This is a genomic window from Nocardia veterana NBRC 100344, assembly GCF_000308855.1.
In the GTDB taxonomy this organism is placed as follows: Bacteria; Actinomycetota; Actinomycetes; order Mycobacteriales; family Mycobacteriaceae; genus Nocardia; species Nocardia veterana.
The window spans coordinates 1-12,470 of the sequence record NZ_BAGM01000079.1 but is presented as its reverse complement, the minus strand read 5'-3'; the positions used below and the strand labels follow the sequence as shown (position 1 = coordinate 12,470).

Below are 12,470 nucleotides of genomic sequence, written 5' to 3'. Positions count from 1 at the left end.
CCGCTCGGACTCCTCGGCCCGCTGGTCGGCGGCCTGCTGTGCCTTGGTGGCCTTGTCGCGGTGCACCGCCGCGGAGGCCTCCAGCCGGCGCACCGCGTCGGCCAGGTCGTCGAGTTGCTGTTTGCCCTCGTAGGCGCTGGAGCGCTGCAGCGTCTCCCGATCCGTCAGGGCCTGCTCGTAGGCGCGGTCGGCGTCCTCGGCGCGTTGTTCGGCGGCCGTGCGTTCGGCTTCGCGACGCCGGCGCAGCGCGGTGGCGGCGAACAGCGCGGTACTGCCGTGAGTGACCGCGTCCAGCCGGGACCGGACCTGTTCGACATCCGATTTCGCCTGCACGGCAAGGTATTTGCGGTAGACGCCGACGAACGCGCGGGTGGCGGAGTCGGCGGCGACCAGCCCCTCGAGCGTGCGCCCCACCTCCTCCATATCGCTGAACGAGCGGGCCGCGTCGAGGATCAGCTGATCGTCGAGCGGGCGCAATCCGTCGGTGAGCGCCTGGGACAGGCCGCGCGGGTCGAGGTTCTTGGCCAGCTGCGGCCGCCGCAGCGTCAGAATCAAGTTGATGAGCTGGTCGTAGCGCTGCAGGCCGAGCCCGAACATGCGCGCGTCGATGGCGGCGCGATAGTCCACCGGCCGGTCCACGATCGCGTCGGTGCCGATCTGCTCGGCCAGCTGTTTGCGGGTGAAGGGGCGGTCGTCCGGGCCGATCAGCGAGAAGTCCACTCCGACCCGGCCGTCGGCGACGAAGTACCAGCGGGTGACCTTGTCCGAGGAGCGGGTGGCGCGCATGCCGATGCCCACGGTGACCACCTCGGGATCCGACCAGCGCCCGCGCGCGAACTCCATCCACACGTAGGAGTAGGCCGAATCCTGTTTGCGGTACAGCAGATTCGACTTCATTGTGCGTTCCTCGCCGGCGAACGGGTTCAGCCGGCGCGGTTCGATGCGCCCGTCGAAGACGAACGGGAACAGGACTTCGAGCGCCTTGGTCTTTCCCGAACCGTTCGGCCCCCGCAGGACCAACCGCCCGTCGGCGAAACAGAATTCCTGGTCGCGGTAGTCCCACAGATTGACGATGCCGGCGCGGGTGGGAATGAAGCGGACGCCACCGTGTATGAGGTCCATGGGTTACTCCGTCCCCTTTCCTGAGATGCTCGAGGCCGCGGGCTCCGGTTGCCGGGCGTGCGCGCCCAGCGACCGGGCCGAGGCGAACAGTTCGCTTTCCGCCCGCGTGCGCACGGTGACCACGGCGCCGCGGTAGCGGGCCAGCGCCGGCAGCGCGAGCAGCCCGCCGTCGACGATCTCGACCAGCGCCAGCCGAGCCAGCAGCGCGATCACCTCGGCGGTGAGACCGGCGACGTCGGCCTGCCATTGGGCGGCGAAGGTCGACCCGTAGCGCTCGGTCAGCGCCTGCACGGTGGCGCGGATCCAGCCGTCCTCGACGAACGGGTGGGTGACCGGCTCCGCGGCCTCGTCGCCGGTGTCGACATCCGGTTCGTTCGCCTCATCCGGCGGCGAGGCCACCAGCGGTGCGAAGACCGTGGCCGCCGGGATCGCCGCGTCCAGGCCGTCCGCGAGTTCGGTCGAGGCCGGCGGCCGGGGGCGGCGCGGCAACGGGTGGTCGAGATCGAGGACCAGATCGGCGATCTCACCGATCAGCAGCAGTGCCACCTGGGCGAGCGTTCCGGTACTCGGGAAACGCACGTCCGAGAATCGGCCGGAGGTGTCGATCAAGGCCACCCCCTCGCCGCGGCGCTCGGCGCGCAATCCGGTCAGCAGTTCGACCTCGGCGACCACCTTGTCGGAGCCGAGGACGACTTGTTCTGCGGGGGTGAGGGTTTCGGTGTAGACGACCGGAAGTTCGATCAGCGCCCGGCGCACGCGCCGGGCGGCGGCGCCGCGTGCCGGGCCGGCGGTGTCGGCGTCGTCGGCGAGCAACGTGCGCACGCTGTCCAGATGTTGAAGCGCGCGCGGCGGCCGGAAGATCGCGAACACGACCGAGCGGTCGATGTCGTAGAGCGCCTCACCGGCCTCCGGGTCCGCGGCCCAGCCACCGGCGTCACCGTCGGCGAGCGCGAGTGCGCCCCGGGCCGCGAGCCAGGCCACGGCATCGACGAAGGCGTCACGGTCGGCGGCCCGTTCCGTGGACAGCTCCAGACCCGGCACCCGGCCCGCGTACGCGGCCACCTGGTCGGCGAGTTCGGACAGCGTGATCTGATCGCCGGCTCGTCCGAGCGCGGCCAGGGCCAGCGCCAGATATGCGTAGCGACGCCGATCGAAGATCCGGTCACCGGGGGTACGCGCGGGCCGGCCGGGATCGAGCCGATCGGGCAGCGGGAAGAGGCGGGCGGTGGTTTCGGTGACCTCGAGCCGGTACCCCAGCAGCTCGGCCAGGTCCTCCCGGAGTTCGGTGGCCCACCGGCGGATCAACGGCAGGGCGATGCGGTCGGGGAATGTGCGGGTGACCAGATGGTTGGCCAGCAGGACTCGTGCGGCCCGCTGATAACTGTCCAACGCCAGCGGGTCGATCTGTCGGGCGTGCATCACGACCGCCCGGAAGTGCTTCGGGCACGCGAGTTTTCGCGGACCTCCAGGCGCCGATGGTCGAGATGGAGCACGCCGTGCACGGTGCGCACCGTCGTGGAGCCGGGATGTTCGGAGACGGTGAGGGTGACGCCGCTGTCGGAGCCGCTGGTACCGCCGACCCGGCCGCTCACTGGTACCCACGCCGTAGACGCGGCGTCGAGCAGGCGCAGCAGCACCTCGGTTTCCCGATCGTCGAGAACCCGCTCGTGCACATCGGCGGCGGCCAGCGACATCGCCGCCGCCGCCCGGGCGCGCTGGGTCTCCAGCTGTGCCTGCCGCAGCCGGCGCACCCCGGCGTCGTTGCGCACCAGCCGCGCCGGCGCACCGGGACTGGGTTGGCGCCCGGTCTCGGCGAGCGTGCGCGCGATCTCCAACGGCGGTGCCTCCCACCAGGATCGGTAGGCGGGGATGACATCGGCATCGGGATGCTCCATCGACAGATGGCGCGGCCGGCCCAGGCCGAAGACGACATCGAACAGCGCGTGCGCGCTGTCGGTGGTGGGCGCCGCGGCGAACCAGCCGGCCAGATGCCGCAGCGCCGACTCCCGGCTCACCCCGCCCTTGCGGGTTTCGGTCACTCGGCGCAGCAGCGACAGCACGGCCGCGATGGCGCTCATGGTCGCCTCCCGCAGCCGCTCGGCCTCGGTGGCCGGCGCACCCTCGGCGCCCGGTTCGGCGGTGCGGTCGCGAACGGCGACGAACCAACCACGCAAACCCTGCCAGCGGGCCCGCCAATCGGCTTCGCGGTCGGCGAGATCGAGCAGGACCCGCTCGTCACAGGACGCCGCCCGCGCGATCAGCCGGTCGGCGCCGGTATCGTCGACCTCGGCGATCGCGGCGGCCAGCCGCGGTGCGTACCGGGCCAGATCCATACTGAATTCGCGCATGTGGGCCAGCAGCGCATCCTTGTGCGCGAGGAAGGCCTCCGGCGTCGCCTCGGTGGTGCGGACCAGATCGCCGAGGGTCAGGTAGAAATGCGCGGCGCGATCGGCGAGTTCGGACAGCGCGGCGTCGAGCCGCTTCAGGATGCGGTACACCCGTTCCGCGTCGCCGTCGCGGTTGGCCTGGGCCAGCGCCTGGAGATCGGCGAGCAGTTCCGGCAGCACCAGACGCGACAGCGACGCCTCGTCCAGCCGGGCGCCCAGCACCTCGTTCACCGCGCGATAGGCCTGATATCCGGCCTGTGAGAACTGGTAGACGTAGTGGCGGTTGCGGTATTCGGCGAGAGTCGCCGCACGGGTGCCGTCGTAGCTGCGTTCCAGGACGCCCCAGGCGTGTAACTGTTCGAGCAGCGCGCCGATCTCGGTCGTGGTCGGCTGCGGTGCACCGGGCATCCGGGCCAGGGTGTCGGCGACCTCGCCGGCGTGCAGCAGCACGACATAGGCGGCGCGGGCCTGATCGAAGGCGCGCAGCACCCACAGATAGTCGGCGCGTTTGTCGGCGGTCGCGAAGGAGAACAGCCGCAGCCGGTCCGCGCCGTCGAGATCGGCCCCGCCACGGTCGTGGGAGACGCCGTCGAACAGTGCGGGTTCGGCGGGCAGCAATCGGTCAGCGGACTCGGTCACCGGCACGAGCGTAATACCTGCCCGCGGGCGGTGGCGGCGCACCCGGGCATCGGCGTGCCGTCAGTTCGCGGCCTCGGCCGCGGCCGCGCGTTCCACGGTCAGCAGGCTCTCCTCGCTGTGCTCGGCGTGATAGGCCGCGCCGCCGCCGTTGAGCCCGAACAACCGCTTCGACCACAGCAACCAGATCACCGCCGCGATGTTGATCAGCAGCGCCCCGGCCCGCACCACGGTGATGCGCTCGGTGAGCTCGTAGATCTCGAGCGGCAGGAACAGCGAGGTCGCGATGACGGCGAAATATTCGCCCCAGCGTTGGACGTACCACAGGCCGACGGCCTCGACGAATTCGATCAGGGCATAGGCCAGCAAACCCACCGCGATCCAGATCAGCGCGGTCGGCGACAGAGTCCATCCCTTCTCGATGAACGCCACGATCCGGGAATCGTCCGGGTTCCAGCCGATCTGGTCGGCGAGCGGGCGAATCAGCGGCAGTTCCCGGTCGAAGGCCGCGTGCAACTGCTGCTGGGAATTGCGCACCTTGAACACGCCGGCGGCCAGGACGACGAAGACCAGACCCCGGACCACTCGTTCGGCGGCCAGGAGCCGCATGATCAGCCGGTCGCGCAGCAGCCGACCGCGGGGTACCTCGGGCGCCGCATCGGCGGGTCCGTGCCCGCGTGCTTCACCGATCACGAACGTCCCGCAGCGCAGGCAGCGCCACGCCTCCCCGGCCGCCGTCGAAACATGCAGGCGCGCAGCCAGTTCCGGCTCGTCGGGAGCGTAGGTGGCATGACCGTGCCAGGAGCAGCTGCGCAGACTGAAGTCCATTCGTCGCAGCGTACAACCTCACCGGCGCAGTCGGATCCGATGCGGCCGGGAGCCCTCGACGGCGGGGCAGCGGCCGTCGGTCAGCTGAGCGACAACACCCGCATCTGTTCCAGATAGGTTCGGGTGCGCGGGTCCGAGGGGTAGCGCTCGATCATCTCGCGCGCGGCCTCGCCGGCGATCCACAGCAGCGACGGCAGGGACCGGCGCTTGCCCGCCAGCGCTCGCATGCCCTCGTCCACCGCGAGTTCCAGATCGCGATCGCGCACCGCCACCACGGCCAACGTCAGCTGCGCCTCGGAAACCCGCATCGGTTTGCGCACGCTGCCGTCCAGGCCGGTGGAGCTGCGGATCACTTGACGGGCATAGGTTTCGGCCGGGCGGTCGTCGCCGGCGACTCGGCAGCAATCCATCGCGTAGAAGTCGAACTTCTGCGCATCGACCACGAAGTGGTTGTCCAGATTGGCCGGATTGTCCAACCGCTGCAGGATGTTCCGGCCGCGCTCGAGGGCTCGTTCCATCGCCTCGCGGTCCCCGATGCGGGCCCACGCCTTGGCCTGCTGTGCGGCCAGCTGCACCCCGACGCCCAGATTGCGGCAGTTGTCGAGAGCCGCCTCGGCCACGTCGATCGCGCCACGGTAGTTGCCCTGGGTGATCGCGAACCAGGCCGCCATTTCCGCACCCCAGCCGACGATTTCGGGGTGTTCGGCCTCCTGTCCCAGCGACAATGCGGCGCGCCGGGTCGCCTCGGCGGCGGTGCGGCGGCCCAGGTCGTAATCGACGCAGCCGACCAGCAGGGCCACCCAGCCGGCGAGGACCAGAACCTCGCGATGCTGTGCCAACGTCAGCCTTCCGTCCAGCAGCGAGGTGATCCGGCGCAGCCAGGCCGTGCCCTCGGTATGCAGTTCGTGCGGGTCGGCGAAGGGATATTCGCAGCACAGGCGCTCGGCGGTGATGCGAATGGCATCCAGTGTGGCCGTGGAGATGTCGGACATCCGGAGCCGGCCGATGAACTCCAGCGTGTCCATCCCGGTTGACGACAACAATTCGTCGTCGCGATTCGGTCGCGCCTTGGGAAAGAACGCCGCGGTGACGGTGTCGAACGCCGCGGCGATGATCGGTGCGTAGAAATCGTCGGGGCGCGACTCGCCGGATTCCCAACGGCGCCAATTGCGTAGGAGGGTACTGTCGGTCGGCAGGTTGTGGGATGACTTCGCGCGCATGGCACGAACGGCATCGGCTTGAGACCACCCCCTGGCATCGCGTTCGGAGCGCATCCTGACAGCCCATACGGGTCGATCATCACTCACGGCCACGGCTGTAGTATCCCACCAGTTAACGCGAGATGGACCCGATAGGGCACGCAGATGTCCGTCATTGACATCTGCAATTGCATTTGCAGATGACGGATGCTCGATTCGGGCGGTTCTCCGCTCACTGCGGTACCGACGTAGTACGAGATTCGACGCAAGACGAGATTCGAAGTGCAGTAACTCGTTACAGCAGTACCTCGCCTCGCGGGGTGATCCACAACAGAACAGCGAGTCCCTTACACATCCAAACGGAGGTTCGGGTGGAAGCGTTGATCTATGGATACGTGCGTGACGATTTGGCCGACGGTCGTGCCGCCGAGCTCGAGGATGCGATGTGCACCCTCGCCAACGAGGTCGGCCTCTGTTTCGCCGCAACGTTCCATGAATCGACCCAGGGTGACGGCACCGCATTCGCGGAGCTGACGGCCGAACTCAAGCGGGCCGAAGCACACCATGTCGTGGTTCCGTCGCTCGATCATCTTGCGGGCCAGACCATTCCGCGCGACGTACTGATCGCGAAACTGGCTCACGACGCGGAAGCCCAGGTGTTGACCATCGACAGCTGACTCCCGAGGAACCCGGTGGGCCGGACACGGTCCGCGCGACCGGCGCGGAAAACCGTGTCCGGCACCGCCGCCGGCTACAAACCGAATCCCCCCTTGCCGCCGCCGCGGCGGCGCAGGTACTTCTCGAACTCCGCGGCGATCGCATCGCCGTCGATCTTGGCCATCGCATCGTCGAGATCGACCGCGGCGTCCCCGCGCTCCTCCAGCGACCGCACGTATTCGGTGACCTCTTCGTCGCCCTCGGTCATCTCGTCGACCGCGGACTCCCAGTCCTCGGCCTGGGCGGGCAGCTCACCGAGTGGCACCTCGAGATCGAGCACGTCCTCGACCCGGCGCAGCAGCGCGATGGTCGCCTTCGGATTGGGCGGCTGTGAGACGTAGTGCGGGACCGCCGCCCAGAACGAGATCGCCGGCACCCCGGCCCGCACGCACGCGTCCTGCAGGACGCCGGTGATGCCGGTGGGGCCCTCGTAGCGAGTCTGTTCCAGATTGAACTGTTCGGCCGCTTCCTTGCTGTAGGCGGTGCCGGTGACCGGTACCGGCCGGGTGTGCGGGGTGTCGGCCAGCAGGGCGCCCAGAATCACCACGGTTGTCACCTGCAACTGCTCGATCAGCTCGATGATGTCCGAGCAGAACGCTCGCCAGCGCATATTCGGCTCGATACCGTGCAGCAGGACGACATCGCGTTCACTTCCGGGCGGTGAGCACACCGACAGTGTGGTCGAGGGCCACTGGATCTCGCGGGTCACGCCGTCGACCTGCCGGACGGTCGGCCGATTGACCTGGTAGTCGTAGTAATCCTCGGAATCCAGTTCGGCCAGCGGTTCGGCGTCCCAGATGAGTTCCAGATGTTCGACGGCGCCGCTGGCGGCGTCGGCCGCGTCGTTCCAGCCTTCGAAGGCGGCGACGAGAACCGGATCACGCAACGTCGGCATTGCCGGATCGGATGAGGCACTGGGGTTCACCCGGTCAGCCTACGGCGTGGTGGCGGTGTCGTTCACCGGATATCCGGGGATACCGCGTGTCGGGTGCGCTGTGGTGCGGGCTCCCGGTCCGGTGGTCGGGATTGTCGGGGGCTCCCACTACTCTGGAGTACATGTCTGTGTCCTCCCGCGCCGAGTTCGATACCACGTTTCTCGACACGCTTGCCCGGCGTGTCGTGATCGGCGACGGTGCGATGGGCACCATGTTGCAGGCCGCCGACCTCACTCTCGACGACTTCCGCGGCCTCGAGGGCTGCAACGAGATCCTGAACGAGACCCGGCCCGACGTGCTGCGCGGCATCCATCGCGCCTATTACGAGGCCGGCGCCGACGCGGTCGAGACCAACACCTTCGGCTGCAATCTGCCCAACCTGGCGGACTACGGCATCGCCGATCGCATCCGCGACCTATCCGAGCGCGGCACCCGGCTGGCCCGTGAGGTCGCCGACGAGATGGGTCCGGCCGCCGACGGGTCACCCCGTTACGTCCTGGGATCGATGGGTCCGGGCACCAAGCTTCCGACGCTCGGCCACGCGCCCTACGTGGCGCTGCGCGACGCCTACACCGAGGCCGCCCTCGGCATGCTCGACGGCGGCGCCGACGCCATCCTCATCGAGACCTGCCAGGACCTGCTGCAGGTGAAGGCCGCGGTGACGGGTAGCCGCCGGGCGATGGAGCGGGCGGGCCGCCGGATCCCGATCATCACGCACGTCACCGTCGAAACCACCGGGACCATGCTGGTCGGCAGTGAGATCGGCGCGGCGCTGACCGCGATCGAACCGCTCGGGGTCGACATGATCGGTCTCAACTGCGCCACCGGCCCGGACGAGATGAGCGAACATCTGCGTCATCTGTCCAAGCATGCCCGGCTACCGGTGTCGGTGATGCCCAATGCCGGACTGCCGGTGCTGGGCGCCAACGGCGCCGAATATCCGCTCACCCCGGGCGAATTGGCGACCGCGCTGCACGGATTCGTCACCGAATACGGGCTCGCGCTGGTCGGTGGTTGCTGTGGCACCACCCCGCAACACATTCGCGAGGTGGCCGACGCGGTGGCGAATGTCGCTCCGGCGGTCCGGGATCCGCGCCACGAGCCGAGTGTGTCCTCGATGTACACCGCGGTGCCGTTCGAACAGGACGCGTCGATCCTGATGATCGGCGAGCGGACCAACGCCAACGGCTCCAAGGCGTTTCGGGAGGCGATGCTGGCCGGTGACTGGCAGAAGTGCCTCGACATCGCCAAGGATCAGACCCGCGACGGCGCGCACATGCTCGATCTGTGCGTCGACTACGTCGGCCGGGACGGCACCGTCGATATGGCCGAGCTGGCGAGCCGGCTGGCGACCGCCTCGACCCTGCCGATCATGCTGGACTCCACCGAGCCGCCGGTGCTGCGGGCCGGGCTGGAGCACCTCGGCGGCCGCTGCGCGGTCAACTCGGTCAACTACGAGGACGGCGCGGGACCGGATTCGCGGTTCCAGCAGATCATGCGGCTCGTCGCCGAACACGGCGCGGCGGTGGTGGCGCTGACCATCGACGAGGACGGTCAGGCCCGCACGGCCGAGAAGAAGGTCGAGATCGCCGAGCGGCTGATCGCCGACATCACGGGCAACTGGGGGCTGGCCGAGAGCGACATCATCGTCGACTGCCTCACCTTCACCCTCGGTACCGGGCAGGAGGAGTCCCGGCGCGACGGCGTGGAGACCATCGAGGGCATCCGTGAACTCAAACGCCGTCATCCGCAGGTCCAGACCACTCTGGGCCTGTCGAATATCTCCTTCGGCCTGAACCCGGCCGCCCGGCAGGTGCTGAATTCGGTGTTCATGCACGAATGCGTGGAGGCCGGTCTCGACTCGGCGATCGTGCACGCCTCGAAGATCCTGCCAATGAGCCGGATCCCCGAGGAGCAGCGCACCGCCGCCCTGGACCTCATCTACGATCGCCGCCGCGAGGGGTACGACCCGCTGCAGGCGCTGATGGCCATGTTCGAGGGGGTGTCGGCTGCCTCGGCGAAGGCCTCGCGTGCCGACGAACTGGCCGCGCTGCCGCTGTTCGAGCGGCTGGAACGGCGCATCGTCGACGGCGACCGCAACGGCTTGGAAGCCGATCTGGACGCGGCAATGCAGGAGGTGCCGCCGCTGCAGATCATCAACGAAACACTGCTGGCCGGGATGAAGACCGTCGGTGAGCTGTTCGGCTCCGGACAGATGCAGTTGCCGTTCGTGCTGCAGTCCGCCGAGGTGATGAAGGCCGCGGTGGCCCATCTGGAACCGCACATGGAAGCCACCGACGACTCGGGCAAGGGCCGCATCGTGCTCGCCACGGTGAAGGGCGACGTACACGACATCGGGAAGAACCTGGTCGACATCATTCTGTCCAACAACGGCTACGAGGTCGTCAACCTCGGTATCAAACAACCGATTTCGGCGATCCTGGACGCCGCGACGGACAAGAAAGCCGACGTGATCGGCATGTCGGGGCTGCTGGTCAAGTCGACGGTGGTGATGAAGGAGAACCTCGAGGAGATGAACTCCCGCGGGGTCGCCGATCAGTTCCCGGTGCTGCTCGGCGGCGCCGCACTGACCCGCGCGTACGTGGAGAACGATCTCACCGAGGTCTACGCCGGCGACGTGCACTACGCGCGCGACGCTTTCGAGGGCCTGCGCCTGATGGACGACATCATGACCCGCAAGCGCGGCGGCGCGCTCGACCCGGACAGCCCGGAGGCCGTCGCCGAACGCGCCAAGGCCGCCGAACGCAAGGCGCGGCACGAACGGTCCAAGCGGATCGCCGCCGAACGCCGCGCCAAGGAGGTGCCCGTCGAGGTGCCCGAGCGTTCGGACGTGGCCGCCGATCTGCCGGTCGCCGTGCCGCCGTTCTGGGGCACACGTGTGGTCAAAGGCCTTGCCGTCGGCGAGTATTCGGGTCTGCTGGACGAGCGGGCGCTGTTCCTGGGGCAGTGGGGCCTGCGCGGGCAGCGCGGTGGCGAGGGGCCCAGCTACGAGGAACTGGTCGAATCCGACGGCCGGCCGCGGCTGCGGTACTGGCTGGACCGGTTGTCCACCGAGGGCGTGCTGCAACATGCCGCGGTGGTCTACGGCTATTTCCCCGCGGTCTCCGAGGGCGACGACGTGGTCGTGCTGACCGAACCGGATCCCGCTGCGCCGCAACGGTATCGGTTCACCTTCCCGCGTCAGCAGCGCGACCGGTTCCTGTGCATCGCCGATTTCGTGCGCTCGCGTGAGCTGGCGCAGCAGCGGGGGCAGGTGGATGTGCTGCCGTTCCAGCTGGTGACGATGGGGCAACCGATCGCCGACTTCGCCAACGAGCTGTTCGCGGCGAACAACTACCGCGACTACCTGGAAGTGCACGGTATCGGTGTTCAGCTCACCGAGGCGCTGGCCGAGTACTGGCACCGCCGGATTCGCGAAGAGCTTGTGCTGGAAGGTCATTCGATCGCCGATGAAGATCCGGCCGAGGTGACCGACTACTTCAAACTCGGCTACCGTGGTGCACGGTACTCCTTCGGCTACGGTGCCTGCCCGGAACTCGAGGATCGCGCCAAGCTGGTGTCGCTGCTCGAGGCGGACCGGATCGGGGTGTCGCTGTCGGAGGAACTGCAGCTGCATCCGGAACAGTCCACCGACGCCTTCGTCCTGCTGCACCCGGAAGCCAAGTACTTCAACGCGTAGGCTCTTAGTGTTTCCGTGCGTCACACATAGTGGTGGGGTGCTCGGTGTGTGAGCGCAGGAGGGGTTCGACACCATGAGTTCAGATCGGCTGATCGCCGGACGGTATCGACTCGCCGATCCGATCGGCAGCGGGGCGATGGGCGTGGTCTGGCGGGCCAGCGATGTGCGTCTGCGGCGCACCGTCGCGGTCAAGCAGCTGGTTCTGGCACCCGGACTGACCAAGGCGCAGGCGCTCGAGGCGAAGATGCGGGCGATGCGCGAGGGGCGCATCGCCGCGCGGCTGCATCATCAGAACGCGGTCACGGTCTTCGATGTGGCGGAGGAGGACGGCCAGCCCTGGCTGGTGATGGAATACGTCGACGCCCCGAGTCTGGCGGCGCTGATGCGCGACAAGGGCCCACTCGAACCCCGCGAGGTGGCCCGGATCGGGGCGAAGGTGGCCGCGGCGCTGGCCGCGGCCCACGAGGCGGGCATCGTGCACCGCGACGTCAAGCCGGCCAATATTCTGGTCGCCGACAACGGAACCGTGAAGATCACCGATTTCGGCATCTCGCGCGCGGTCGGGGACGTCACCGTCACGTCCACCGGATTTCTGGCCGGCACCCCGGCGTATCTGTCTCCCGAGATCGCGCGCGGGGAGGATCCCGAACCCGCCTCCGACGTCTTCGCGCTCGGATCGACGCTGTACGCGGCCGTGGAGGGGGCGCCACCCTTCGGTGAGGGCGACAACCCGCTGGCCGTGTTGCATTCGGTGGTGAGCGCCAAGGTGCCCGAACCGACCCGGGCGGGGCCGCTGGGCCCGGTGCTGATGAGTCTGCTGGCCGCCGACGGAGCCGATCGGCCCGGGATGCGGGAGGCCCAGCGCGCGCTGGAGGCTGTCGCCGAGGGCCGGTCGGTGCCCGGCCCCGCGGCGACCAAAGTCCTGGCGCAGCCGACCGCCGACGCC

The 12,470-nt window shown here is 68.8% G+C and carries 8 protein-coding genes and 1 pseudogene; 3 read left to right on the top strand and 6 right to left on the bottom strand.

The genetic code is table 11. From position 1 onward, the window contains the following. The 5 genes and pseudogenes from ON37_RS13700 to ON37_RS13680 form a co-directional block, all read right to left on the bottom strand. Window positions 1-1,122, bottom strand: a pseudogene (locus ON37_RS13700) (endonuclease); the annotation flags it as partial. A 3-nt stretch (window positions 1,123-1,125) separates the two neighbouring features. Then, the gene (locus ON37_RS13695; protein ID WP_051031563.1) at window positions 1,126-2,541 is read right to left on the bottom strand and encodes a DUF2398 family protein; all 1,416 of its coding nucleotides are present in this window, start codon (window positions 2,539-2,541) and stop codon (window positions 1,126-1,128) included. Beyond that, a complete protein-coding gene (locus ON37_RS13690; protein ID WP_085997292.1) occupies window positions 2,541-4,049 on the bottom strand; it encodes a TIGR02677 family protein in 1,509 nt (502 codons plus the stop codon). Before ON37_RS13690 ends, ON37_RS13695 begins: the two co-directional genes overlap by 1 nt. A gap of 159 nt (window positions 4,050-4,208) precedes the next feature. Continuing rightward, entirely contained in the window at window positions 4,209-4,973 is a 765-nt protein-coding gene (locus tag ON37_RS13685) for a DUF2127 domain-containing protein (protein ID WP_040719643.1), read from the bottom strand. An 80-nt stretch (window positions 4,974-5,053) separates the two neighbouring features. Continuing rightward, window positions 5,054-6,193: an NsdA family TPR-like regulatory protein gene (locus ON37_RS13680; RefSeq protein WP_040719642.1), complete on the bottom strand. Its 1,140-nt coding sequence runs from the start codon at window positions 6,191-6,193 to the stop codon at window positions 5,054-5,056. Between the two features lie 350 nt (window positions 6,194-6,543). Between ON37_RS13680 and ON37_RS13675 the strand changes: the two genes are divergently transcribed. Beyond that, window positions 6,544-6,849, top strand: coding sequence for a hypothetical protein (locus ON37_RS13675; protein WP_040719640.1), 306 nt, complete (start codon window positions 6,544-6,546; stop codon window positions 6,847-6,849). Between the two features lie 74 nt (window positions 6,850-6,923). Here ON37_RS13675 and ON37_RS13670 read toward each other — a convergent pair whose 3' ends face one another. Further along, window positions 6,924-7,784: a PAC2 family protein gene (locus tag ON37_RS13670; protein ID WP_210741674.1), complete on the bottom strand. Its 861-nt coding sequence runs from the start codon at window positions 7,782-7,784 to the stop codon at window positions 6,924-6,926. Window positions 7,785-7,945: 161 nt separating this feature from the next. Between ON37_RS13670 and metH the strand changes: the two genes are divergently transcribed. Both metH and ON37_RS13660 read left to right on the top strand, forming a co-directional pair. Then, window positions 7,946-11,524, top strand: a complete 3,579-nt coding sequence (gene metH, locus ON37_RS13665) for a methionine synthase (protein ID WP_040719637.1) — start codon at window positions 7,946-7,948, stop codon at window positions 11,522-11,524. Window positions 11,525-11,597: 73 nt separating this feature from the next. After that, a partial coding sequence (locus ON37_RS13660) for a serine/threonine-protein kinase (protein ID WP_157171453.1) occupies window positions 11,598-12,470 on the top strand: 873 nt, incomplete at its 3' end.